Origin of the sequence: Streptomyces sp. MH60 (assembly GCF_002939385.1) — a bacterium.
GTDB lineage: Bacteria > Actinomycetota > Actinomycetes > Streptomycetales > Streptomycetaceae > Streptomyces.
In genome coordinates this window covers 51,455-74,880 of the sequence record NZ_MULI01000031.1, presented here as the reverse complement: position 1 = coordinate 74,880, position 23,426 = coordinate 51,455, and the positions used below count along the sequence as shown (strand labels likewise).

At 74.0% G+C, this 23,426-nt stretch carries 19 protein-coding genes and 2 pseudogenes; 8 read left to right on the top strand and 13 right to left on the bottom strand.

The annotated features are described in order from the left end of the window. Positions 1–66: 66 nt before the first annotated feature. Positions 67–2,331 carry a heavy metal translocating P-type ATPase gene (locus tag BZZ08_RS20375; protein ID WP_104633693.1) on the bottom strand — a complete coding sequence of 755 codons (2,265 nt, stop codon included), beginning with the start codon at positions 2,329–2,331 and terminating at the stop codon, positions 67–69. Positions 2,332–2,526: 195 nt separating this feature from the next. On the opposite strand from BZZ08_RS20375, the gene BZZ08_RS20370 reads away from it, so the two are divergent. Beyond that, positions 2,527–3,513: a hypothetical protein gene (locus BZZ08_RS20370; protein ID WP_104633692.1), complete on the top strand. Its 987-nt coding sequence runs from the start codon at positions 2,527–2,529 to the stop codon at positions 3,511–3,513. 22 nt (positions 3,514–3,535) lie between these two features. On the opposite strand, the gene BZZ08_RS20365 is transcribed toward BZZ08_RS20370, so the two are convergent. Both BZZ08_RS20365 and BZZ08_RS20355 read right to left on the bottom strand, forming a co-directional pair. Then, entirely contained in the window at positions 3,536–4,315 is a 780-nt protein-coding gene (locus BZZ08_RS20365) for a DeoR/GlpR family DNA-binding transcription regulator (RefSeq protein ID WP_104633691.1), read from the bottom strand. 242 nt (positions 4,316–4,557) lie between these two features. Beyond that, positions 4,558–5,745 carry a methyltransferase gene (locus BZZ08_RS20355; RefSeq protein WP_104633690.1) on the bottom strand — a complete coding sequence of 396 codons (1,188 nt, stop codon included), beginning with the start codon at positions 5,743–5,745 and terminating at the stop codon, positions 4,558–4,560. A 77-nt stretch (positions 5,746–5,822) separates the two neighbouring features. Between BZZ08_RS20355 and BZZ08_RS20350 the strand changes: the two genes are divergently transcribed. Further along, positions 5,823–6,473: an alpha-ketoglutarate-dependent dioxygenase AlkB family protein gene (locus BZZ08_RS20350; RefSeq protein ID WP_104633689.1), complete on the top strand. Its 651-nt coding sequence runs from the start codon at positions 5,823–5,825 to the stop codon at positions 6,471–6,473. A gap of 37 nt (positions 6,474–6,510) precedes the next feature. Next, on the top strand, positions 6,511–7,749 hold the full coding sequence (locus tag BZZ08_RS20345; RefSeq protein WP_104633688.1) for an ROK family protein: 1,239 nt from the start codon (positions 6,511–6,513) through the stop codon (positions 7,747–7,749). Positions 7,750–7,770: 21 nt separating this feature from the next. On the opposite strand, the gene BZZ08_RS20340 is transcribed toward BZZ08_RS20345, so the two are convergent. The 5 genes and pseudogenes from BZZ08_RS20340 to BZZ08_RS20320 all read right to left on the bottom strand — a co-directional run bounded on the left by BZZ08_RS20340 (position 7,771) and on the right by BZZ08_RS20320 (position 10,366). After that, positions 7,771–8,169, bottom strand: a complete 399-nt coding sequence (locus BZZ08_RS20340; RefSeq protein ID WP_104633687.1) for a VOC family protein — start codon at positions 8,167–8,169, stop codon at positions 7,771–7,773. Further along, positions 8,163–8,564 (bottom strand): tautomerase family protein, encoded by a 402-nt coding sequence (locus BZZ08_RS20335; RefSeq protein ID WP_104633686.1) that lies wholly within the window; start codon positions 8,562–8,564, stop codon positions 8,163–8,165. Before BZZ08_RS20335 ends, BZZ08_RS20340 begins: the two co-directional genes overlap by 7 nt. A 51-nt stretch (positions 8,565–8,615) precedes the next feature. Further along, positions 8,616–9,134 (bottom strand): annotated as a pseudogene (locus BZZ08_RS20330) (phosphotriesterase family protein); the annotation flags it as partial. Between the two features lie 69 nt (positions 9,135–9,203). Next, positions 9,204–9,791: a DUF4865 family protein gene (locus BZZ08_RS20325; RefSeq protein WP_104633685.1), complete on the bottom strand. Its 588-nt coding sequence runs from the start codon at positions 9,789–9,791 to the stop codon at positions 9,204–9,206. A gap of 11 nt (positions 9,792–9,802) precedes the next feature. Further along, positions 9,803–10,366, bottom strand: a complete 564-nt coding sequence (locus BZZ08_RS20320; protein ID WP_104633684.1) for a TetR/AcrR family transcriptional regulator — start codon at positions 10,364–10,366, stop codon at positions 9,803–9,805. A 191-nt stretch (positions 10,367–10,557) separates the two neighbouring features. Between BZZ08_RS20320 and BZZ08_RS20315 the strand changes: the two genes are divergently transcribed. The 3 genes and pseudogenes from BZZ08_RS20315 to BZZ08_RS20305 form a co-directional block, all read left to right on the top strand. Continuing rightward, the gene (locus tag BZZ08_RS20315; protein ID WP_104633683.1) at positions 10,558–10,842 is read left to right on the top strand and encodes an SHOCT domain-containing protein; all 285 of its coding nucleotides are present in this window, start codon (positions 10,558–10,560) and stop codon (positions 10,840–10,842) included. Beyond that, positions 10,839–11,588 (top strand): ABC transporter ATP-binding protein, encoded by a 750-nt coding sequence (locus tag BZZ08_RS20310; protein WP_104633682.1) that lies wholly within the window; start codon positions 10,839–10,841, stop codon positions 11,586–11,588. Before BZZ08_RS20315 ends, BZZ08_RS20310 begins: the two co-directional genes overlap by 4 nt. After that, a pseudogene (locus tag BZZ08_RS20305) lies at positions 11,585–14,113 on the top strand (ABC transporter permease); the annotation flags it as partial. The gene BZZ08_RS20310 and the pseudogene BZZ08_RS20305, both read left to right, overlap by 4 nt. Before the next feature lie 161 nt (positions 14,114–14,274). On the opposite strand, the gene BZZ08_RS20300 reads toward BZZ08_RS20305, so the two are convergent. Both BZZ08_RS20300 and BZZ08_RS20295 read right to left on the bottom strand, forming a co-directional pair. Then, positions 14,275–14,823 (bottom strand): ATP-binding protein, encoded by a 549-nt coding sequence (locus BZZ08_RS20300; protein ID WP_198601592.1) that lies wholly within the window; start codon positions 14,821–14,823, stop codon positions 14,275–14,277. A gap of 185 nt (positions 14,824–15,008) precedes the next feature. Then, a complete protein-coding gene (locus BZZ08_RS20295; protein ID WP_104633681.1) occupies positions 15,009–15,332 on the bottom strand; it encodes a hypothetical protein in 324 nt (107 codons plus the stop codon). A 278-nt stretch (positions 15,333–15,610) separates the two neighbouring features. On the opposite strand from BZZ08_RS20295, the gene BZZ08_RS20290 reads away from it, so the two are divergent. Further along, positions 15,611–16,735: a PLP-dependent cysteine synthase family protein gene (locus BZZ08_RS20290; protein ID WP_104633680.1), complete on the top strand. Its 1,125-nt coding sequence runs from the start codon at positions 15,611–15,613 to the stop codon at positions 16,733–16,735. A 75-nt stretch (positions 16,736–16,810) separates the two neighbouring features. Here BZZ08_RS20290 and BZZ08_RS20280 read toward each other — a convergent pair whose 3' ends face one another. Beyond that, on the bottom strand, positions 16,811–17,284 hold the full coding sequence (locus tag BZZ08_RS20280) for an SRPBCC family protein (RefSeq protein WP_104633679.1): 474 nt from the start codon (positions 17,282–17,284) through the stop codon (positions 16,811–16,813). 161 nt (positions 17,285–17,445) lie between these two features. After that, positions 17,446–18,270 (bottom strand): DeoR/GlpR family DNA-binding transcription regulator, encoded by an 825-nt coding sequence (locus BZZ08_RS20275; RefSeq protein ID WP_104633678.1) that lies wholly within the window; start codon positions 18,268–18,270, stop codon positions 17,446–17,448. A gap of 254 nt (positions 18,271–18,524) precedes the next feature. On the opposite strand from BZZ08_RS20275, the gene BZZ08_RS20270 reads away from it, so the two are divergent. Continuing rightward, entirely contained in the window at positions 18,525–20,882 is a 2,358-nt protein-coding gene (locus BZZ08_RS20270) for a hypothetical protein (RefSeq protein WP_104633677.1), read from the top strand. 19 nt (positions 20,883–20,901) lie between these two features. Here the strand turns inward: BZZ08_RS20270 and BZZ08_RS20265 are convergent, their stop codons facing one another. After that, positions 20,902–23,340 carry a right-handed parallel beta-helix repeat-containing protein gene (locus tag BZZ08_RS20265; RefSeq protein ID WP_198601590.1) on the bottom strand — a complete coding sequence of 813 codons (2,439 nt, stop codon included), beginning with the start codon at positions 23,338–23,340 and terminating at the stop codon, positions 20,902–20,904. Positions 23,341–23,426 lie beyond the last annotated feature (86 nt).

The window sequence follows — 23,426 nt, the reverse complement described above, 5'->3', positions numbered from 1 at the left end:
GCGCACCGGCGGGCCGCAGGCCGGCCCTCCCGGGGTCGGCCGGCGGCCCGGTGCGGCGGCGGTGGGTCAGTCCGCGGCCTTGAAGCCCCGCAGGCGCAGGCTGTTGCCGACGACGAAGACGGAGGAGAAGGCCATGGCGGCTCCGGCGATCATCGGGTTGAGGAGTCCGGCGGCGGCGAGCGGCAGGGCGGCCACGTTGTAGGCGAAGGCCCAGAACAGGTTGGACTTGATGGTGCCGAGCGTCTTGCGGGCGAGGCGGATGGCGTCGGCGGCGGCGCGCAGGTCGCCCCGGACCAGGGTGAGGTCGCCCGCCTCGATGGCGGCGTCGGTGCCGGTGCCCATGGCGAGTCCCAGGTCGGCCTGGGCCAGCGCGGCGGCGTCGTTGACCCCGTCGCCGACCATCGCCACCGAACGCCCCTCGTTCTGGAGGCGCTTGACGACGGCGACCTTGTCCTCGGGCATGACCTCGGCGATCACATGCTCGGGAGCGATGCCGACCTCCGCGGCCACCGCCTCGGCGACGGCACGGTTGTCGCCGGTGAGGAGGATCGGGGTCAGACCCAGGGCGCGCAGCCGGGTGATGGCTTCGGCGCTGGTGCCCTTGACGGCGTCGGCGACCTCCAGGACCGCCCGCGCCTCGCCGTCCCAGGCGACCGCGATCGCGGTACGTCCCGCCGTCTCCGCTTCGACCTTGGCGCGTGCCAGGTCGACAGGCAGTTCCATGGCCCACTCGGCGAGGAGCTTCTCGCGGCCCACCAGGACGGCGTGCCCCTCGACGACGCCCTGCACGCCGAGACCGGGGACATTGGCGAAGTCCTCCGGGACGGGCAGGGTGCCCGTGCGGTCGGCTGCCCCGGCGGCAACCGCCTGCGCGATCGGGTGCTCCGAGGCGTGTTCCAACGCCCCGGCCAGCCGCAGGGCTTCGGCCTCGTCGGTGCCCTCCGCGGTGCGCACGGCGAGCAGGGTCATGCGGCCGGTGGTGACGGTGCCGGTCTTGTCGAGGACGATGGTGTCGGCCCTGCGGGTGGACTCCAGGACCTCGGGGCCCTTGATGAGGATGCCGAGCTGGGCGCCGCGCCCGGTGCCGACCATCAGCGCGGTCGGGGTGGCCAGCCCCAGGGCGCAGGGGCAGGCGATGATCAGGACGGCGACGGCGGCGGTGAACGCGGCGGCCGGTCCGACGCCGTTGCCGATCCAGAAGCCGAGGGTGGCCAGCGCGAGGGCGATCACGACGGGGACGAAGACCCCCGAGATGCGGTCGGCGAGCCGCTGGGCGGCGGCCTTGCCGTTCTGCGCGTCCTCGACCAGCTTGGCCATCCGCGCCAGTTGGGTGTCGGCGCCGACCCGGGTCGCCTCGACCACCAGCCGGCCGCCCGCGTTCAGGGTGGCGCCGGTGACCGGGTCACCCACGCCGACCTCGACCGGCACGGACTCGCCGGTGAGCATCGAGGCGTCGACCGCGGAGGTGCCCTCGACGACCGTGCCGTCGGTGGCGATCTTCTCGCCCGGCCGGACCAGGAAGCGGTCACCCACCGCCAGTTCCCCGGTGGGGATCGTGCGTTCACTGCCGTCGGGGCCCAGTACGGTGACGTCCTTGGCGCCCAGCTCCAGCAGGGCCTTGAGCGCGGCGCCGGCCTTGCGCTTGGAGCGGGCCTCGAAGTAGCGGCCGGCGAGGATGAAGGCGGTCACCCCGGCCGCGGCCTCCAGGTAGATGTTCCCCGAGCCGTCACCGCGGGCGATGGTCAGCTCGAAGGGATGGGTCATGCCGGGCGTGCCCGCGGTGCCGAGGAACAGCGCCCACAGCGACCACAGGAACGCCGCCGACGTACCGACCGAGATCAGGGTGTCCATGGTGGCCGCGCCGTGCCGGGCGTTGGTGAACGCGGCCTTGTGGAAGGGCCAGGCCGCATACGTCACCACGGGTGCGGCCAGGGTCAGCGACAGCCACTGCCAGTACTCGAACTGCAACGCCGGCACCATCGCCATCGCGATCACCGGGACGGCCAGCACCACCGCCGTCACCAGCCGTTCCCGCAGGGGGCGCAGCTCGTCGGTGGTCTCGGCGCCCTCCGGCCCGGACGCGGCCTCGGTGCGCACCGGCTCGGGTTCGCGGGCGGTGTACCCGGTCGCCTCGACCGTGGCGATCAGCTCCGGGACGGACACGTCACCGGCATAGCTGACCTTCGCCTTCTCCGTCGCGTAGTTGACGGTCGCGGTGACCCCCTCCATCCGGTTGAGCTTCTTCTCGATCCGGGCGGCGCACGAGGCACAGGTCATACCGCCGATGGCGAGTTCCACCTCGGCCGGTGGGCTGGTCGTACTGATGGTCATGGCTGCTCCTGACGCGGGGTCGTCGGCGACGCATACGGGGCCGGGGTATCTGCCGGACGTTTCCATGTATACCCCTGGGGGGTAAGCGAAGCAAGTGTCGTCACGACTTGACTAGGTACCCCCCAGGGGTATTGTGAAGTGCATGGAGAGGTCTCCGTGCGACCCGGAGACCCGCAATCCGAGGAGACGACCGTCATGCACACCGGACTGAGGATCACCGCCTTCGCCGCCGCCCTGGCCGCGACCTTCGGCACCGCCTACGGCGTCGGCACCGGAGTGGACCCGATCGTCGCGGACGGCGCACCCGCGCCCCACGACGAGCACGACGAGCGGGGCGGCCCGGGCGAGCCGACCTCGCGGCCGGAGGAGGGCGGCGGTCACGGGGGACACGAGAGCACCCCGGCCGGCGGCCTGCAGATCTCCGAGGGCGGCTACACCCTCGACCTCGCCACCCCGCGCGTCACCGCCGGTCAACGCACCGAACTGCGCTTCACGGTCCGGGACGCGAACGGCGAGGCGGTCACCGCGTACCAGCGGGAGCACGACAAGGAGCTCCACCTCATCCTGGCCTCACGCGACCTGGCCACCTACCGCCACCTGCACCCCACCCGTGCCGCCGACGGCACCTGGAGCACGCCCGTCGACCTGCCCGCGGCGGGCGGCTACCGCGTCTTCGCCGACTTCACCCCGGCGGCCAAGGGCGCGGAGAACCTCACCCTCGGCGCCGACCTGGCCGCCTCCGGCCGCTACGCACCGGCGCGGATGCCGGCCCCGAACGGCACCGCACGGACCGACGGCTACCAGGTCGAACTCGCCGGTTCCCTGCGGCCCGGCAGGGCGAGCGAGCTGAAGCTGAAGGTGTCCCGCGACGGCGAACCCGTGGGTGACCTCCAGCCCTACCTCGGCGCCTACGGTCACCTCGTCGCCCTGCGCTCCGGAGACCTCGCCTACCTCCACGTCCACCCGAACGGCGAACCCGGCGACGGCACCACCGAGCCCGGCCCGGAGGTCTCCTTCACGGCCACCGCGCCCAGTGGCGGCACCTACCGCCTCTTCCTGGACTTCCGGCACCGGGGCGAGGTCCACACCGCGGCGTTCACCGTGCGCGCCGGGTCGGTGCCGGACGCGACGGAGACCGCCCCGAGCGCCACGCCGGACCACACCGACGGCCACGGGCACTGACCGGCACGTCCTTCAGGGCCCCTCAGGCCGTGACGACGCGGACCCCGGCCTCCTCGAACCCGCGCACCAGCTCCGGGTCGGCCGCGCCGTCCGTCACCAGCGTGTCCACCGACTCGGTCGCGCAGATCCGGGCGAACGCCCGCCGGCCCAGCTTGCTGGAGTCGGCGGCCACGACGACCCGCTCGGCGCGCTCGCACAGCAGCCGGTTGATCGCGGCCTCCGCCTCGTCGTGGGCCGCGGCGCCGTGCGCGACGTCGAAGGCGACGACGCCCAGCACCGCCACGTCGAGGGTCACCTGCCCCAGTACGCCGTCCGCGAGCGGCCCGATCAGCTCGTACGACTGCGCCCGGGCCACGCCGCCGGTCACCACGATCTTGAACTGCGGCCGGACGGCCAGCTCGTTGGCGATGTTGAGCGCGTTGGTGACCACGGTCAGCGCGGGCGTACCGGAGGCCAGGTCGGCGCGCACGGCCAGGGCCCGCGCCACCTCCGTGGTGGTGGTGCCCCCGGTCAGCCCCACCGCCTCGCCCGGCGCCACCAGGGCGGCGACCGCCTGTGCGACGCGCTGCTTCTCCGAGGCGCGGCGGGCGGTCTTGTAGCGCAGCGGCAGTTCGTACGACACTCCGTGCACGACCGCGCCACCGCGGGTGCGCACCAGCATCTGCTGCTCGGCGAGCCGGTCGAAGTCGCGGCGGATCGTCGCGGCCGAGACCTCCAGCTCGGTCGCCGCCTCCTCGACGTCCAACCGGCCGCGCTCGACGAGCAGTTCCAGCAGCGCCTTCCAGCGGGCGTCGCGCGACATCCACGCCTCCGTTCCTCGATCCCCGCCGACCCTAGCGCACCGCACTCGTCCGCAGATTGCTTGATTGTGCTCGAAAGGTCGCTATACCTTGCAGGAACAATCAACGCGTTGTCGGGGAGTGTGGCGACCTCACGACTCGCGCGGCTGCCTCACCGCGGGCCGGGAGGCCATGGTCCGGACGGTGGCGACACTCGTCCAGGTGGTCACCCGGACCGTGCCCGCGCCCGTTCCCCCTCCTTCCGCTACTCCTTGACCGCCCTCAGCACCACGAACTTCCGGTCGCCCGCCACCAGCCGGCTGTTGCCGAACAGGCGCCGCAGCTTCACGTGGTAGCCCAGGTGCCGGTTGCCGACCACCCACAGTTCGCCGCCGGGGCGCAGCACCCGCCGCGCCCCGGTGAACATCCGCCACGCCGTGGCGTCGGTCGTCGCCTGGTGGGAGTGGAACGGCGGGTTGTTGAGCACCAGGTCGACACTGCCGTCCGGCACCCCGGCCAGCCCGTCGCCGACCCGGAACTCCGCCTGGCCCGCGATCTCGTTCGCCCGGTACGTCTCCCGGGCCGAGGCGACGGCCTGGAACGACTCGTCGGTGAACAGCAGCTCCGCGTTGGGATCGGCCAGCGCCACCGCCGTACCGACCACACCGTTGCCGCAGCCCAGGTCCACCACCCGTCGGAAGTCCCCGGGCTCCGGCAGGTGCTGGAGGAAGAAGCGGGTGCCGATGTCGAGGCGGTCGGCGCAGAAGACCCCGGCGTGGTTGACGACGGGCCGGCCGGCAAGCGGTCCGACGTCGTCGGGGAGCCGGTAGCCGAGCGGCCAGGGGTTGATGGGCCGCTTCAGCGCGGGATCGGGCTCCGCGAAGATCAGCCGGGCCTTCTTCACGGCCAGCGAGGTCCGGGTCGGGCCGACGATCCGCTCGAACAGCCGGAGCGTCGAGGTGTGGATCTCCTTCACCATCCCGGTGCCGACCACGACCGTGCCCCCGTGCAGCGACGGAGCCAGCCGCAGCAGCTGGTCCTCCAGCAGAGCCAGGCTCTTCGGCACCCGCACCAGGAGCACGTCGACGCGGTCCGGCGGCGGGTCCTGCGTGGTGAGCAGGCGCACCGAGCCCGGTTCGGCACCGCTGCGCTCCAGGTTGCGCCGCGTCGCCTCCCGCGTGAGGTGGGAGTCGGTGATCTGTACCGGCCGGTGCGCCGCCAGCGCCGTCACCAGCGCCCCCCAGCGGTCGCCGACGACCACGACCGTGCCGTCCAGGGGGATCTCCCGCTCCGCGAGGTGCCCCAGCAGGTACTCGTCGGAGGCGTCCCAGGCGCGGAGCCGGTCGCGCGGGTCCTCGGGGAAGCGGGACAGCACGTGCTCGCCCCAGGGCGTGGTCAGGCGGTCGTCGCGCTCGTCGCGGTCGCTGCTGTCGTTCGTGCTGCGGTCGTTCATCGTTGCTCCAGGCTAGCCGAGCCGCAGCTCAGCGCCCCTCGCGCCCGGGAGGCGGGGCGCGGAGGCAGGATGGGGGCATGGACGCCGAGCTGTTCCCCAGGACCCGGGCCGAGACCGCGCCCGGCGCCGTCCACCTGCCGGACTGGCTGGCCCCGGGACGGCAGCGCGAGCTGCTGGCCGCCTGCCGCGAGTGGGCCCGCCCCCCGGCCGGACTCCGCACGGTGCGCACCCCCGGCGGCGGCACCATGACCGCCCGGCAGGTCTGCCTAGGCCGGCACTGGTACCCGTACGGCTACGCCCCCACCGCCGTCGATGGCGACGGCGCCCCGGTCAAGCCCTTCCCGGCCTGGCTCGACGCCCTCGCCCGCCGCGCGGTGACCGACGCGCTCGGCGCCGCGGCGGTGGCGCGGGAGCCCTACGACATCGCGCTGATCAACTTCTACGACGGCGACGCCCGCATGGGCATGCACCGCGACGCGGACGAGCGCTCCGACGCCCCCGTGGTCTCCCTGAGTCTCGGCGACACCTGCGTCTTCCGCTTCGGCAACCCCGGGACCCGCACCCGCCCCTACTCCGACACCGAGCTGCGCAGCGGCGACCTGTTCGTCTTCGGCGGTCCCTCCCGGCTCGCGTACCACGGGGTGCCGAGCGTGCACCCGGGCACCGCGCCGCCCGAGTTGGGACTCGCCGGGCGGCTGAACATCACGCTCCGGGTCAGTGGGCTCTAGACACCCGGTGCGGACGGATCATGGGAGACTCCCCCTCATGAGCGGCAAGGCGGACCCCCGGGCGGCGGGGGAAGGGACCACCTCGAGGACGCGGCTGGACCGGGGGCGCGCCGCGCTCGGACCCGCGTTGGAGCTCGTGCACACCGGACGCGCCCCCACCAGGGCCGTCCTCACCGCGGAACTGGGCGTGACCCGGGCCACGGCCGGGGCGGTCGCCGCCGAGCTGGAGGCGCTCGGCCTGATCCGGGTGGACGCCAGGCCCGGCGCGGCGGCCGGTTCCCAGGGCCGCCCCTCGCACCGTCTCTCGGTCGCCGAGGACGGGCCCGTCGCCCTCGCCACCCAGATCCACACGGACGGTTTCCGCGCGGCCCTGGTCGGCCTCGGCGGCCGGATCGTCGCCACCGCGCCCGGCTGCGAGGTCGTCGACGCCGACCCGGCGAAGGTGCTGGGCTCCGTCGTCGAGGCGGGCGCGGAACTCCTGCGGGAGACCGGGCGGCGCTGCGTCGGCGCCGGACTCGCCGTGCCGTCCGCCGTCGCGGAACCGGAGGGCCTCGCCCTGAACCCGCTGCACCTGGCCTGGCCCGCCGGCGCGCCCGTGCGCGAGATCTTCGCGCGGCAGGTGCGGGCCGCCGGCATCGACGGACCGGCCTTCGCCGCCAACGACGTCAACCTCGCCGCCCTCGCCGAGCACCGCCACGGCGCCGGCCGCGGCGCCCGCGACCTGCTGTGCGTGGCCACCGGCCACCGCGGCGTCGGCGGTGCGCTGGTCCTCGACGGCCGTCTGCACACCGGCAGTTCCGGACTCGCCATGGAGGTCGGCCACCTCGCCGTCAACCCGGAGGGCCGCCCCTGCCACTGCGGCAGCCGCGGCTGCCTGGACGTGGAGACCGACCCGCTGGCCTTCCTCACGGCGGCCGGCCGCGAGCCGGGCCCCGAGGTGTCCCTGCTCCAGCAGTCCTACGACCTGATCCGCGAGTACTACGCCGACCCGGCCGTCCGCACCGCCACCGAGACCCTCATCGACCGCCTGGGCCTGGGCCTCGCCGGTCTGGTGAACATCCTCAACCCGGACCGCATCATCCTCGGCGGACTGCACCGGGCACTCCTCGACGCCGACCCCGAGCGGCTGCGCGCGGTCGTCGCCGGGCGCAGCCTGTGGGGCCAGAGCGGCGGGGTGCCGATCCTGCCCTGCGGTCTCGACCACAACAGCCTGGTCGGCGCCGCCGAGTTGGCCTGGCAGCCGGTCCTGGACGACCCGCTGGGCGTACCGGCGTAGGCGACCTAATCCGGCCGCGCCTCAGGGCGCGGGCCGGTCGCCGCCGCTCGGGGCGTGGCTGAGGTCGACGACGCAGAAGATGTTGCCGTCCGGGTCGGCCAGCACGACGAAGTCGGGGTCGGGCGGGTACAGGTCCCACTCGACGGTCCGCGCACCGAGACCGACCAGCCGCCGCACCTCCGCCTGCTGCTCCTCGGCCGAGTCCGTGAACAGGTCGAGGTGGAGCCGGGGCCGCGGCTCGGGCGGCGAGTCACTGCGCAGCAGACCGAGGGCCCGCCCGGAGCCGTCCGCGTACTCCAGCGTGCTCCAGGTCTCGCTCTTCCACTCCTCCACGGCGACCAGAGGCAGCGCCGCCGTCCAGAACGCCACCGCGCGGGGGAGGTCCGTGACACCGATGACGGGAATTCCGAGTCTCAGCATGATCCCGACCCTACGTACTGCGCCAGGCCGTTGCCCAGCGACCAGTCGGCGGAGGTGTTCTCGGTCAGGGTGACGAAGACGTTGCGGGGGTCGGTCCCCGCGTACTCCTCGGCGAGTCGGGCGATCCGGTGGTACAGCGCCTGCTTCCGCCCGGTCGTCCGCCCCGCCCGCAGGGTGATCGCCACGAAGACGATGCCCTCGTCCCGGCGCACGCCGAGGTAGTCGTCGTAGCGCAGGGTGCCGCGGGCGGCGTCGTGGGCGGTCAGGACCTGGAAGCGGTCGTCGGACGGAATGCCGAGCGTCTCGACCAGGGCGTCGTGGACGGCCCGCCCGAGCGCGTCGAGCCGGTCGTCGTCGGTGCCGCCGCCGTAGGCGTCGATGCGCACGAAGGGCATGAGGGATCTCCTGTCGAGTGAGCAGGTACGGGTCCGCGGAAGGGGGAGCAGTCAGCGCCGGTCGGCGGCGAACGCCCGCGCGGGGTTCTCGGTGAGGACGCGCCGCACCAGGTCGTCCCCCACCGCGAGGGCCGGCCGGGGAGCCACACGGCGCAGCAGGTACGGCATGCCCGGACCGCCGTCGACCGGCCGGGCGGACGCGGTCGTGGTGTCGCCGCCGAGCAGCAGCCGGTCGCCGAACCCCGCCTCGGCGAGGTCCCGCACCGCGTCCGGCATCCGCCAGTCGGTGGCGTGGTTGCCCCGCGACGGCTCGTCGAAGGCCGGCCGGCACCCCGATCCGGCGGCCTGCCGGTGGGTCACGGAGTCGGGGGAGCGATTGAGGTGACCGAGGATCACCCGCTGCGGCGGGACACCCAACTCACCGCACGGCAGCTCCAGTACGTCCAGGGCACCGGTGCCCAGCTCCAGGTGCACGGCGATCGGCGTCCCCGTCGCGTGGTGCGCCCCGGCCGCCGCCGACATGGTCCACCGCGCGTGCGCGTCGAGCGCGTGGAAACCGCCCGCCACCTTGGTCGTGGGCGTCGCACCCGCCCAGCTCACCGCCCGGCACGTCTCCGAGGACCGTGCGGACGGCTCCGCTCACCACTGGCGCCCCCTCGGCAGCAGGGCCCGCCCCGGCTCGGACAGGTGCAGCACTTGGAAGGCATCGCCCTCCGCCCCGTCGGGCGCGTCGCCCGCGTGGAGCGAGAAGTGCACCAGCTCCCAGCGCCCGGTGTCCACGACCGCCGCCGCGAGCAGCACCCCGTCCCCGGCCGCCAGCCGACCGGTCTCCCGCACCGCGCCCGCCGCCGCCTGCGACAGCGGCAGTGCCTCCGGCACCGGCCGCCGCCGCAGGACCGCCACCCGCGCGGGGGTGCCGGCGTCGCCGCCCTCCTCGTACGCCAGGCCCGTCCACTGCCGGACCGCGGGCCGGCCGAAGTCGTCGGTGGGCCGCTGGAAGGCGCCCTCCCAGAGGAAGGAGTTCATGCCCTCCACGGTGTGCCACAGGTAGAACGGCGCGTACTGGTTGACCGGCGAGCCGTCCTTCCCGCGCTCGCGGATCAGATACGCCTTGAGTCCGAGCCCGGGCCAGTCGTCCAGCAGGTGCCCGGTGCGGGCCACGCGCTCCCTGATGGCGTCCATCGGATGGTCGGCGGGCAGGGTGAAGGAGTACTGCATGGCATGCATCGGATGTCCCCTCAGTCCTTGTGGGTCGCGAGCAGCGAGAGCAGGCCCCGGACGCCCGCGTCGAAGGCGGCCGGCGAGCCGGAGGCGCGGGCCAGCACGTAGCCGCCCTGCACCGTCGCGACGACCGCCGCCGCGATCTCCTCGCCGTCCAGCGTGGGCGCGAACTCGCCCTGCTCCCGGCCCTCCTCCACCAGCTGGGCGATCTGTTCGCGCAGCCAGTCGAGGGTCTCGTCCACCGGGGCGCGCAGGGCGTCGTCGGCGATCACGTCCGGGTCCATCGTCAGCCGCCCGACCGGGCATCCGCGCAGCACGTCGCGCTCGCGCCGCAGATACGCCTCGATGCGCTCGTACGGCGTCCCCGGACCGGTGAGCACGGCCTCGGCGGTGGCCCGCATCTCCTGGGCCGTGCGCCGGATCGCGGCGAGCGCGAGGTCGGGCTTGCCCTTGAAGTGGTGGTACATGCTGCCCTGTCCGGCGCCGGCCCGTTCGAGGATCGCCTTGGGGCTGGTGCCCACGTACCCACGCTCCCACAGCAGCTCGCGGGTGGACTCGATCAGTCGTTCCGAGGTGCTCATGCACTCACTGTACATACTAGTAGTTACAGAGGGCGAGCGGTGTCCGGGAGACCGGGGAAGCAGACGCGGACCGCCGGAGTACTCCCGGCGGCGTACGCACACTGCCGCTGGCCGTACGACGACCCGGACCCCCTTCCGGAGCGAGGCTCGGAAGCGACACAAGGGACATCGCGACCGAGGAGTTGGACGACATGGAGACCCTGGCACAGTTCGGCGACGGCGGGCCCGGCCCGTGGATCCTGCTCTTCCCGCTGATCTGGGCGCTCGTCATCGGCGGCGGCATCACCCTGCTGCGCCGCACGGTGTGGCGCGGCCCCCGCGGCCCCGTACGGCCGGGCGCCGTCGCGGACGACTCGCCCATCACCGTGCTCGGTCACCGCTTCGCCTCCGGCGAGATCGACGAGGACGAGTACTGGCGCCGGCTGTCCGTGCTGGACGAGCAGTTCGGCCGGACCGGCAGGGGCGGTGCGGCATGAGCACGACGACCGTCACCCGGGCCGCCGCCCGGGTCGTGGACGCCGTGAAGGTGTACGGCGGTGGCGACACCGCCGTACGCGCCCTCGACGGCGTTAGCGTCGACTTCCCGGTCGGCCGCTTCACCGCCATCATGGGGCCCTCCGGCTCCGGCAAGTCCACCCTCATGCACTGCGCCGCGGGCCTCGACACGCTCACCTCGGGCACCGCCCGCATCGGCGACACCGACCTGAGCACCCTCGACGACCGCCGGCTCACCCTGCTGCGCCGCGACCGCGTCGGCTTCGTGTTCCAGGCGTTCAACCTGGTGCCGACGCTGACCGTCGCCGAGAACATCACCCTCCCCCTCGACCTGGCCGGCCGCCGGGGCGACACCGCGTGGGTCGACGCGCTGATCGACGTCGTCGGACTGCGCCACCGCCTCCACCACCGGCCCGCCGAACTTTCCGGCGGGCAGCAGCAGCGCGTCGCCGTGGCCCGCGCCTTCGCCGGACAGCCGGACGTGGTCTTCGCCGACGAGCCCACCGGCAACCTCGACTCCCGCTCCGGCGGCGAGGTGCTGGGCCTGCTCGGCCGCACCGTCCGCCAGACCGGCCGCACCGTCGTCATGGTCACCCACGACCCCGTGGCCGCCGCCCACGCGGACGAGGTCGTGTTCCTCGCCGACGGGCGTCTCGTCGACCGCATGGACGCGCCGACCGCCGACAAGGTCCTGGACCGGATGAAAGCCTTCGAGGTGCCCTCATGAACGCCTCCGTCCGGCTGAGCGTCTCCTCGCTCCGGGCCCACAAGCGCCGCTTCGCCGGGACGTTCCTCGCCGTGGTCCTCGGCGTCGCCTTCCTGACCGGCACCCTGGTCATGGGCGACACGCTCCGCGCGAGCTTCGACACCATGTTCGGCAACGCCGCCGGCGGCACCGACGCCGTGGTGCGCAGCGCCGACGCCATCACCACACCGGGAGAGAGCCAGGGCGTGCGGCAGCCGGTCGGCACCGACCTGGTGCGGACCGTCGAGCGGGTGCCCGGCGTCGCGGCCGCCGCCCCCAGCATCCAGGGCGCGGGCCAGCTCGTCGGCGCGAACGGCGACCCGATCGGCGGTCAGGGGCCGCCCACCCTGGCGGGCAACTGGATCACCGACCCGGAGCTGAACCCGTACCGCCTCGCCGAGGGCCGCGCCCCGCAGAAGTCCGGCGAGGTCGTCGTCAACCGCGGCGCCGCCGAGAAGGGCGGCCTGGCGATCGGCGACACCACCACGCTGCGCACGCCCGACCCCGTCGAGGTCACCGTCGTGGGTCTCGCCACCTTCGGCGGCGAGGACGGCATGGCCCAGGTGACCTTCACCGGCATGACCCGGGCCGACGCCGAGAAGTACCTCACCGCGCGGCCGGGCGAGGCGGCGAGCATCCAGGTGCGCGCCGGGCCGGGCGTCGGCCGGCGGGAACTCGTCGACCGGCTGACACCCGTACTGCCCGAGGGGGTCGAGGCCATCACCGGCCAGGAGTCGGCCGCGGAGAACACCGACATGATCTCCAGTCAGTTCCTGACCCTGTTCACGACCTTCCTGCTCGTCTTCTCCGGCATCGCCCTGCTGGTCGCGACCTTCTCGATCCACAACACCTTCGCCATCGTGGTCGCCCAGCGCACCCGCGAGAACGCCCTGCTGCGCGCCCTCGGCGCCTCCCGCCGCCAGGTCACCGCCGCCACCCTCGTCGAGGCGGCCGTCGTGGCCGTGACCGCGTCCGCCGCCGGGCTCGCGGGCGGCATCGGCATCGCGGCCGGACTCCAGGCCCTGTTCCCGGCGATCGGCTTCCCGTTCCCCGAAGGCGCCCTGGTGATCAGCGCGCTGTCGCTGCTGCTCCCGCTCGCCGTCGGCGTCGTGGTCTGCCTCGGCTCCGCCCTGCTGCCCGCCGCCCGGGCCGGCCGCACCGCACCCCTGGCCGCGCTGCGCGAGACGGCCGTCGACACCTCCGGCGCCTCCCGCGCGCGGGCGGTTACCGGCACGGGGCTGCTCGTGCTCGCCCTCGCGGTGACGCTCGTCGGGGTCCTGCTCTCCCCGTCGGTGTGGCTGGCCGGAGCGGGCGCGGTGCTGGCCCTGGCCTCCTTCGTCGTACTCGGCCCGGTCGCCTCCGCCACCGCCGTACGCGTCCTCGGGGCCCCGCTGGACCGGCTCCGCGGCGTCACCGGCGTCCTCGCCCGGCGCAACGCCCTGCGCAGCCCCAAGCGGACGGCGGCCACCGCGGGGGCGCTGATGATCGGCGTGGCGGTCGTGTCGCTGTTCACGGTGTTCGGCGCCTCGCTCAAGGCGACCATGGACCAGACCGTCTCCCGGTCCTTCGCGGGCGACGTCGCCGTCAGCGCGCCGTCCTTCGGCGCGGGCGGCAGCGGCCTCAGCCCGCGCCTGGCCGGCGCGGTCCAGGAACTGCCCGAGGTGGACACCGCCGTCGGTCTCGGCCGGGGAGTGGCGGACGTGGACGGCCAGGGACGGGCGCTGACCGTCACCGACCCGGTCGCCCTGAACCGCACCTTCGACCTGGGCACCGTCCACGGCTCACTGGACGACCTCGGCACCGACGGCATCGCGGTCACCGAGAGCGAGGCCGAGAAGCGGGGACTGACCACCGGTGACACCACGCGCCTCACCTTCACCGACGGGCGCGGCGGGACCTTCACCGTCCGCGCGGTCTACGGACAGTCCGAACTCGCCGGCGACTACGTCATCACCCGCGCCGCCTGGGCCCCGCACCGCACCCAGGACTCCGACACCCTGGTCGCCGTCGCCTTCAAGGACGGCGTGGGCGCGGACGCGGGCAAGGCGGCGGTCGAGCAGGTCGCCGACCGGTACGGCAACCCCGAGGTGCAGACCCGGGACGAGTACGCGCGGTCCTCGGCGGGAGGCATCGACATGATGCTCACCCTCGTCTACGCGCTGCTCGCCCTCGCGGTGCTCATCGCGCTGCTCGGCATCGCCAACACCCTCACCCTGGCGGTCCACGAGCGCACCCGCGAACTCGGCCTGCTGCGGGCCGTCGGGCAGACCCGGGCCCAGCTGCGGGCCATGGTCCGCTGGGAGTCCGTCCTGGTCGCCGCCTTCGGCACGGTCGGCGGGCTCGGTCTCGGCGCCTTCCTCGGCTGGGTCCTGGTGGCCGCCTCCGACGGCGCCTCGGACAGCGCCTTCGCCTTCGCCGTGCCGCCCGCGCAGCTCGCGGTGGTGGCCCTGGTCGGCCTCGCGGCCGGAGCCCTGGCGGGCCTGCGCCCGGCCCGCCGCGCCTGCCGTACCGGCGGCCGGGCCGCGGAAGCGGCGGGAAGCGGCCGACGTGACGTCAGATTCCGTACCCGCACCGGCGGTTGTCGGCCGCCCGAAGGCGCGGCCCGGAGGTCCGGACGCCGGCCGGCACCGTGCCGCACGGCTCGCGGCAGCGGGCGGTCACCGCCCGGTCAGCCGACAACGGCCGACCGGGCGGGAGCGGGTTGGTGTCCGCCGAGGTCGACCGCGTGCTCGACCTCGGTGAACGCGGCGGCCGGCACCTCCTCGACCAGACGGCGCGGCGGGCGCGCCGCCACCGGCGGTGCGGTGACCGGCACGGAGCTGACGGCCGTCGGCAGCGTGAACCAGACGACCTTGCCCGACTCGCCGTCCGGCCGGGCGCCCCAGCTCCCGCTCATCGCGGCCACCATGGCGAGCCCGCGCCCGCACGTCGCGAGGGGCTCGGCGTCGTCCACGACGGGCAGCCGCGGATCGTGGTCGCGCACCGAGACCGTGAGCCGGTCCAGGAGCAGTTCCATCTCCACGGTGCACGTCTTGTCGGGCCTGGCATGCAGGTGGACATTGGTCAACAACTCCGTCACGCCGAGCACCGCCCGGTCGATCAGGAGATCCATATGCCAGTAGCGCAATTGCGCAGATACGATTCTGCGGACCTGGCCGATCCGCGACGGCAGGGCTTGGAGCTCCACCGTGCAGTGTCTGCTTGGGTGAGTGATCACGGCTGCGACTCCCCGACATAGAGGTCCGGAAGAACACGGAGTTCGGATCCAGCGAGGCGCACATGGCGCACGCCGCCCGCTGTCATGGCCGGCGGGCTGGTTCGCAGCGTTATCGCCGGTAAACCCAGAGTGACGTGTGACCAGCGTGACGCAAGGGGTGAGGCACCGCAACTTACGGACATCTCTCAGGCGCGTCGTCCGGCCGCCCTGCGCACCGCCTCGATGAAGCGGCGGGCCGCGGGCGGGCCCGGTTCGCCGGGGGCCGGGTCACGCTCGCCGAGGGTCAGCAGGTACCGCTTGCCGTCGAGGTCGGCCAGCGCCCGGTCCTGCGGCGCGAACCACGGGCGGGAGGCGCGTACCGCCTGCACCGGCGCGCTGTCTATCTCACTGCCGTAGCTGGTCAGCAGCTCCACCCGGCCGCCGCTGATCCGGACCGTCCCGGCCCGGGTGAGCGAACGCAGCCGCTTGCCGATCCGCACCCCCGTGGCCCTGAACTCCGGCTCCGCCATGGCCGTTGCCCCCTCGTGCGCGTCGGTTCCCGCCGCTGGCAGTCTGCCCGCACCGCGCTCCGAGCACCAGTGCGCGCCGGCCGTTTCCGGAGGCGACCGGAGCACTCGCGCGAATGCGCCCCCCACGCCGCCTCCATCGCGTCGGCCCCGGCACCCCAGGGGTGCCTTTGAGGCGCCCAAAGGGGTGTTTATGCAGGTGAGAAGCGTGTGGAAGGTGTTTATGATCCAGGTGTCGGCCGCGCTGTCCGCCGTCGGCGCGCAGCGTAAGGAGCCCCGAAGTGAGCACTGACCGGCAGACCGCCACCGGCGCCACCCTCGACGTCGACCACAGCGACACCGCCTACCGAGCCTGGCTGAAAGAAGCCGTCCGCAAGGTCCAGGCCGACGCCAATCGCTCGGCCGACACCCACCTGCTCCTGTTCCCGCTCCCGGAGCACTGGGGCATCGACCTGTACCTGAAGGACGAGTCGACCCACCCGACGGGCAGCCTCAAACACCGCCTCGCCCGCTCCCTGTTCCTCTACGGCCTGTGCAACGGCTGGATCCGGCCGAACCGCCCGGTGATCGAGGCGTCCAGCGGCTCGACGGCCGTCTCCGAGGCGTACTTCGCGAGTCTGATCGGCGTGCCCTTCATCGCCGTCATGCCCCGCACGACGAGCACCGAGAAGATCCGCCTGATCGAGTTCCACGGCGGACGGTGCCACTTCGTGGACGACTCCCGGCGGATGTACGAGGAGTCGGCCCGCCTCGCGGCGGAGACCGGCGGCCACTACATGGACCAGTTCACCTACGCCGAGCGCGCCACCGACTGGCGCGGCAACAACAACATCGCCGAGTCGATCTTCCGCCAACTGCGGCTGGAACGGTACCCCGAGCCGTCCTGGATCGTCGCCACGGCCGGTACCGGCGGCACCTCGGCGACCCTCGCCCGCTACGTCCACTACATGCAGTACGACACCCGCGTCTGCGTCGCCGACCCGGACAACTCCTGCTTCTTCGAGGGCTGGACCACCGGCGATCCGGACGTGGCCTGCGACCGGGGCTCCCGGATCGAGGGCATCGGCCGCCCCCGGATGGAACCGAGCTTCGTGCCCGGCGCCATCGACCGCATGATGAAGGTGCCGGACGCGGCGAGCGTGGCGGCCGTACGGTCCCTGGAGCGGGTGATCGGCCGCAAGGCGGGCGGCTCCACCGGCACCGGGCTGTGGAGCGCGTTGAAGATCGTCGCGGAGATGGTGGCCGCGGGGGAGCGGGGCAGCGTCGTGACACTGCTGTGCGATCCGGGGGACCGGTACCTCGACAAGTACTACTCGGACGCCTGGCTCGCCGAACAGGGCCTCGACATCGAGCCGTACACGGCGGCGATCGAGTCCCTGCTGCGCACCGGCAGCCTGCTCGACTGAGCCGGTCGCCGGTCGCCGGTCGCCGGTCGCCGGTCGCCGGTCGCCGGTCGCCTGTCGCCGTCGCCGGTCGCCGGGCTACGGGCGCCGCAGCCGCCGGTCCAGCGACGTCACGGCGCCCCGGAAGGCCCGCCCCAGCCCCGGACGCGCCCGGTCCAGCACGAAGCGGAACGGCGCCGTACCGTCCGCCGCCAACGTCCACCGCACCCGCGTCCCGGTACCGGCAGGCGTCAGCCGCCACTCCTCCAGCATGGCGCGGGCGCCCGGCGCGTTGGTGACGTCGACGCGGTAGGCGTACACCTCGGGCCGCTCGGCCGCCAGCACCGTCTCCACGAAACGCGTACCGCCCCTGAGCCGGATCTCGCGCCCCGCGCCCTCACCGATGGGCCGCGCGAACGTCACCGCCGAGAACCACGCGGTCCAGCCGGGCACGTCCTCGGCCAGGGCGCGGAAGACGGCGTCCGGAGCGGCGGCGATCTCCCGCGCGAAGACCAGGCGTACCGGCGCCGTCTCGACGAAGTCGAGACCCACCGGACGCAGACGGCGAACCATGGACACAACCCCCTTGTACGAAGCCGCGCCTGGCGGACGATCGGCCGGGTGGCGCCACGATAGACCCGGGCGCGCCGGGTGTCAGCGGGGCGGGCGCCCGGAGGCGGGCTCCCGCCCGGCGCCTCGCACGGCAGGGGCTCCCGCGCACGCCGGCGCCGGCGTCAGTCCGCCGCGGGCTCCGGCTCGCCCACCACGACCAGCCCGAGGAGCTCACCGACCTCCGCGCGGGCCTGCGCCGACAGGCCCGAGTCGGTCACGAGCGTGTCCACCTGCTCCAACGCGGCGAACGAACTCAGTCCCACGACACCCCACTTGGTGTGGTCCGCGACCACCACGACACGCCGTGCCGACTGCACCAGGCGCCGGTTCGTCTCGGCCTCCGCGAGGTTCGGCGTGGACAGGCCGGCCTCGGCCGATATCCCGTGCACGCCCAGGAACAGCAGGTCGAAGTGGAGCGTCGCGATCGCCTGGTCGGCGACCGGGCCCACCAGCGAGTCGGAGGGCGTGCGCACACCGCCGGTGAGCACCACCGTCGCCCCGCCCTGCCGCGCCCCCGAGGTGCGCTGCGCCACGTGGAACACGTCGGCCACCCGCACCGAGTTGGTGACCACCGTCAGATCCGGCACGTCCACCAGCCGGTGCGCCAGCGCGTACGTCGTCGTACCGCCCGACAGGGCGATCGCGGCGCCGGGCGCGACCAGCTCCGCGGCGGCCCGCGCGATGTCCTCCTTGGCCGTCGGCTCCAGACCCGACTTGGCCTCGAACCCCGGTTCGTGGGTGCTCGCCTCCGCCACCGGGACCGCTCCGCCGTGCACCTTCTCCAGCACACCCTGCCGGGACAGCGCGTCGAGGTCGCGGCGGACCGTCATGTCCGACACGCCGAGCTTGCGGGTCAGCTCGTTGACCCGGACACCGCCCCGGCGGCGCACCTCGTCGAGGATCAGGGCGCGCCGCTGCTCCGCGAGGAGGTTCGGATTCTCACTCACGTACGCTTCGGTCCTTTCGCCGCAAAACCGTCCGACACGCCGCCGCACTCGCTCTGATGAGGACTTCTCCCCGCACCCGTGCGCGGACGTCCCATCCTCGCACGCCCCGCCACGGCCCGCGTCACCGCCCGCCCGGCGTCACCGGTCACACGGATCGGGGAGATTCCGTGCCCAGGGGTGTACGACGCCCGCGGACGGGAGATCCTGTGCCCGCACGGACACGGCCGACGGCGCGTCACGGGGGAGTGCGGACAGTGAAGAAGGCGCAGGAACGGGCCGGGACGGGCGGGACCGACGCGAGAAGCGGCACCGCCCTGGAACTCCTGGTCCACGGAGTGGGCGGGACGACACCCGCCGAGATGCTGGACGACCCGCGGACCGTGCGGATCACCGGCGACCACGTCGCGGCCGTCTTCCGGCGCACCGAGGACGCCGACGCCGAGTCCCGCCCCGAGGACTACCGGGGCCGGCCGGTGCCCGAGGCCTACGTCTGGTGCAACCTCACCTCCGGCAACGGCACCCGCGCCCTGTGGCTGCTGCTCCTGCCCTTCATGGTGGTCAACATCGCCCACTGGATGCGGCCCGCCGCCCACGGCCGGATCCGCACGGTCCGCCTCTACGGGCTGCTGCTGCGGCTCGCGGCCCTCACCCTGACGGTGCTCCTCGTCGCCGCCGCCTGCGAGGTCGCCCTCGACCTCGTGGCCTGGCAGTGCGCGGGCACGCGCGCGTGCGCCGAGCGGCACAGCTGGCTGGGCTTCCTGTCGCCGGTGATGTCCGACGGCGGCTGGTGGAGCACGCCGGGCCGCAGGCTCGCCCTCGCGGCCGCGGTGCCCGCCGCACTCACCGGGCTGCTCTGGTACCTGTCGCTGCGTACCTGGCGGGCGTACGAGTCCCAGCAGCCGTTGGACCGCGAGGCCGACCCCGAGGAGGACCCCCGCCACGCCGCGCTCGGCCGCCCCGGGTTCTGGTACGGACGCCGCCTGGTGGCCCGGCTGCGCGGCGCGCACACCGCCGCCGGGCTGCTCACCGTCGCCGTGGGAGCAGCCGTTCCGGCGGCCCGGTTCGACCGCCGGCCGGGCGGGCCCGCGCTGCTCGACACGCTCGGATGGGTGCTGCTGGGGGCCCTGGCCGCGGGGGCCGTCGCCGTGGTCGCGGTGGTGTGCCGCCGGGGCCGCAGCGAGTGCCGCCTCGACCGTCGGCTCGACGAGCACCTCGTACGCCGTCTGCCGCTCGCCGCCCTCCTCCTGCTCCTCCTCGCCCTGCTGTACGGCGGCTGGGCCCGCCCGGCATGGACGTCGGAGGGCCGGCTGGCCGGTGACACGGCCTTCGGCGGCATCGCCCTGGTGCAGGGGCTGCTGGTCATCGCGCTGGCCGTGGTCGCCCACCTGCTCCACCGCAGCCGCCCCGACGCCCGCGCCGCGATCCGGGGCCTGGGCGGTCCCGCCGTCGCCATGCTGGCCTGCGCGCTGGGCGGGGTCATGTCCGGCGGCGTCTCCCAGCGTGTCTCCGACTGGCTGGACGGCACCGGCACCTTCCTCGACGGACCGCCCGTCCTGCTGACCTGGCAGGCGTCCGTCATCCCGCCGCTGCTGGTCGTCGTGCTGCTGATGTGCGCGGTGCTCGCCTGGCACACCCTGCGCCTGGCCCGCGCGGAACGGGACGCAGTGGAACGCGACCACCCGGGGGAGACCGGAGACCCGGGGCGCACCCGGCGCATCGCCCTCACCCGCGCCACGGCCACGCTCACCGACCGGGCGCCCCTCCTCGTCGCCATCACCTCCGCCGCCACCCTGCTCCTGGGCGCCGGAGCCCTGGCGGGCGCCCTGACGACCGAGAAGGTGCCGGGGGAGGCCGCGCGGGGGACGTACGCCGTCGTCCAGGGGGCCGCGCAGACCGCGCAGGAGCTGGGCTCCTGGCTGATCGGCCTCGGCTTCATACTGTTCGTCACCTGGGGCAGGCGCGCCTACAAGGACGCCTCCGCGCGGCGCACCATCGGCATACTGTGGGACGTCGGCACCTTCTGGCCGCGCGCCGCGCACCCCTTCGCGCCGCCGTGCTACGCCGAGCGCGCGGTGCCCGACCTGACCTGGCGGATGGCGACCTGGACCCGCGCCACCGGCGGCCGGCTGGTCATCTCCGGGCACTCGCAGGGCAGCGTCCTCGCCGCCGCCGCGTCCTGGCAACTCGAACCGTCCGCCCGCAAGCGGGTCGCCCTGCTCACCTACGGCTCCCCGCTGGAGCGGCTGTACGGCCGCTGGTTCCCGGCCCACTTCGGTCCCGAAGCGCTCGCCTCGCTGCACGAGGAGGTCGACTGCTGGCGCAACCTCTACCGGCGCACCGATCCCATCGGCGGCCCGATGCGACTGCCCGGCGACGCCGGCCCCGCGGTGGACCGCGCGCCCCTCAAGGACCCGCTGACGTACGGCCGGACCGAACTCCACCCGCTGCCGGCACCGGTCCTCGGCCACTCCGACTACCAGGCGGACCCGGCCTTCGCCGAGGAACGCGGACGGCTGCTGGGCCGGCTGCGACCGGAGGTACCGGCACCGCGCCACACGGGCGGCGCGGCGGCGTCCGTCCCGGCGGCGGACGACGCGACGGAGGAATGCTGAGGCCCGGACTCCGGCTCCGCTACGGCAGTTCGGGCAGGTCCTCGGGGTACAGCAGGGTCAGGTCGTCCGTGCTGGGGTCGGGCAGCTGGGCGACCCGGCTCGCGTGCCGCTCCACCATCGCCTCGAAGGTCTGGCGGGCGGTGCGGCCGTTGCCGAAGGCCGGGCCCTTCGGAATCTCCGTGAAGTACTTCGTCAGCGCCTCGGCCGTGCCCGGCGCCAGCCGGTACTCGTGCTCGTCCGCCTGCTGCTCCACGATCCGCAGCAGCTCCCCCGGGCCGTAGTCGCCGAAGGTGATGGTCCGTGAGAACCGAGACGCCACACCGGGGTTGACGGACAGGAAACGCTCCATCTCCGCCGTGTACCCCGCGACGATCACGACGACGGCCTCCCGCTGGTCCTCCATCAGCTTGACCAGTGTGTCGATGGCCTCCTTGCCGAAGTCCCGGCCCGCGTCCTCGGGGGAGAGCGCGTACGCCTCGTCGATGAACAGCACGCCGCCGTGCGCCCGCTGGAACGCCTCCTGGGTGCGGATCGCCGTGGAGCCGATGTGCTCGCCGACCAGGTCCACCCGGGACACCTCGACCAGGTGGCCCTTGTCCAGCACGCCGAGCGAGGCGAGGATCTCGCCGTACAGCCGGGCGACCGTCGTCTTGCCGGTGCCCGGGGAGCCGGTGAAGACCAGGTGCCGCTTGACCGACGCCGCCTTCAGACCCGCCCGCTGCCGGCGCCGGCCCACCTCGATCATGTCGGTGAGCGCGCGCACCTCGCGCTTGACGCTGTCCAGGCCGACCAAGGCGTCCAGTTCGCCCAGTACGGCCTTCGAGGTCCGCGCCGGCTCCTGGGGGGCGGTGCCCGCGATCAGCGGCTCCTGCTCCGTGGTGCGCTGCCCGGGGATCGAGCCCAGCAGCCCGGGGGACTGGGCCGTCGTCTGCACCACCGGCTCGGGCGCGGCGGGTGACGTCAGAGAGGTGCTCTCGTCACTGGTGCAGTCCTCGACGAGCGGCCCGGAGTCGTACGCCGTGTCGGGGCCGCCGTCCGCGAACTCGTACCCGCCGCGCGCGCACCGCTCCGTGCGGCACTTCTTCAGCGTCGTACGACAGCCGTCGATCACATGGAAGCCGTAACCGGCGCTGCCGGTGACCCGGCAGTTCAGGAAGCTGCCGCGGCCCCCGGCCGACACGTAGACACCCGCCTCGGAGGGGGAGTCGACGGTGCAGCGCTCGATGGTGGGGTCGGCGCCCTTGGTGACGATCACACCGGTGCGATTGCCGTCCAGGGTGCAGTTGTTCAGGGTGCCGCCGCTGCCGTGGTCGCGGAACCACGCGCCGGTGGCGGCGTCCCGGATGCGGCAGTCGTCGAGCTGCGCGGTGGCGCCGTCGCTCACCGACACCGCGGTGTTGCGCACCTGGGAGAGGTCGCTGTCGACGACGTCCACGCGCGAGCCGCGGTCCAGGACGAACAGCGCGTCCGGCACGTCGTGCACCCGGCAGGAGTCGAGCACCGCGGTGGCGCCGTCGCTGACCCAGACCGCCGGGTAGTCGCCGGTGCTGTCGAAGATCTCGCACTGGTTGGCGTCCACGCGCGTGCCCGGGTCCCACACCGACAGGCCGTTGCGCCCGAACTGCCGCACGCTGGTGCGGGTCAGGGTGAGCACCGAGCGGGACCTGAGGTCGACCGCGTTCTCCGGGATGTCGTGGATACGGCAGTCGGCCAGGGTGAGCACGGCGTCCGTGTCCAGCGTGATGCCGTCGCCGGTGGTGCGGTGCACGTCGCAGTCGGTCAGGTGGGCCGTGGCCCGGCCGGTCACCTGCACGCCGCTGCCGCGGACCTCGTAGACCTCGCAGCCCACGGCCTCGAGGGCGGAGCCCTCGCCGGTCGCCGTCAGTCCGGAACCCGCCGCGTGGTGGACCCGGCAGCGCTCCAGCCGGGGGTGGGCGCCGGAGCGTACCGCGACGCCCGCCTGACCGGCCGCGACGACCTCGCACTCCTCGAACACGCCGCCCCCGCCGTCCAGGACGGCGATGCCGACACCGGCCGGGTTGTCGACGGTGCAGCGCCGCACCGTGGGACGCGCGCTGCCGCGCACCTCTATCCCGGAGGCGGAACGCGCGACGACCCGGAGGCCCAGCAGCTCCGGCGTGCCGTCCTCCACCAGCACCGCGGGCGCCGCCGCGTCCTGGCCCTCGACGTGCAGGTCCTGGATCACCGCCGAGGCGCGCACGGTCAGCGGGACACCGTCGGCGGGCGCGATCCGGACCGAACCCTGGACACCCTCGGGCCCGCGCAGGGTCACCGCCCGCTGGAGGACGAGGTTCTCCCGGTAGGTCCCGGGGGCGACGGTGAGGACGTCACCGTCGGCCGCGGCCTCCAGGGCGGCGGCGAGCGATGCGTACTCACCCGTGCGGCGCCGCCACCGCGAGGTGCCGGTGTGCGTCACCTGGACCGTGCCCTGTGCCATGGCGTTGCTGTGCCCCCACCTCGTCGTACGCGGGTCGTCGCCGATTCGGTTCGGCCGGTCCACCGTAGCGTGCGCGCAGGTGGTGA

What these genes read in the sequence shown, in the direction of transcription:
- BZZ08_RS20320 (WP_104633684.1), bottom strand. Translation starts at nt 10,366, where the DNA reads ATGAGCACCTCGGAACGACTGATCGAGTCCACCCGCGAGCTGCTGTGG.
- BZZ08_RS20295 (WP_104633681.1), bottom strand. Translation starts at nt 15,332, where the DNA reads ATGGCGGAGCCGGAGTTCAGGGCCACGGGGGTGCGGATCGGCAAGCGG.
- BZZ08_RS20310 (WP_104633682.1), top strand. Translation starts at nt 10,839, where the DNA reads ATGAGCACGACGACCGTCACCCGGGCCGCCGCCCGGGTCGTGGACGCC.
- BZZ08_RS20340 (WP_104633687.1), bottom strand. Translation starts at nt 8,169, where the DNA reads ATGCTGAGACTCGGAATTCCCGTCATCGGTGTCACGGACCTCCCCCGC.
- BZZ08_RS20280 (WP_104633679.1), bottom strand. Translation starts at nt 17,284, where the DNA reads ATGGTTCGCCGTCTGCGTCCGGTGGGTCTCGACTTCGTCGAGACGGCG.
- BZZ08_RS20365 (WP_104633691.1), bottom strand. Translation starts at nt 4,315, where the DNA reads ATGTCGCGCGACGCCCGCTGGAAGGCGCTGCTGGAACTGCTCGTCGAG.
- BZZ08_RS20375 (WP_104633693.1), bottom strand. Translation starts at nt 2,331, where the DNA reads ATGACCATCAGTACGACCAGCCCACCGGCCGAGGTGGAACTCGCCATC.
- BZZ08_RS20350 (WP_104633689.1), top strand. Translation starts at nt 5,823, where the DNA reads ATGGACGCCGAGCTGTTCCCCAGGACCCGGGCCGAGACCGCGCCCGGC.
- BZZ08_RS20315 (WP_104633683.1), top strand. Translation starts at nt 10,558, where the DNA reads ATGGAGACCCTGGCACAGTTCGGCGACGGCGGGCCCGGCCCGTGGATC.
- BZZ08_RS20355 (WP_104633690.1), bottom strand. Translation starts at nt 5,745, where the DNA reads ATGAACGACCGCAGCACGAACGACAGCAGCGACCGCGACGAGCGCGAC.
- BZZ08_RS20325 (WP_104633685.1), bottom strand. Translation starts at nt 9,791, where the DNA reads ATGCATGCCATGCAGTACTCCTTCACCCTGCCCGCCGACCATCCGATG.
- BZZ08_RS20370 (WP_104633692.1), top strand. Translation starts at nt 2,527, where the DNA reads ATGCACACCGGACTGAGGATCACCGCCTTCGCCGCCGCCCTGGCCGCG.
- BZZ08_RS20265 (WP_198601590.1), bottom strand. Translation starts at nt 23,340, where the DNA reads ATGGCACAGGGCACGGTCCAGGTGACGCACACCGGCACCTCGCGGTGG.
- BZZ08_RS20335 (WP_104633686.1), bottom strand. Translation starts at nt 8,564, where the DNA reads ATGCCCTTCGTGCGCATCGACGCCTACGGCGGCGGCACCGACGACGAC.
- BZZ08_RS20345 (WP_104633688.1), top strand. Translation starts at nt 6,511, where the DNA reads ATGAGCGGCAAGGCGGACCCCCGGGCGGCGGGGGAAGGGACCACCTCG.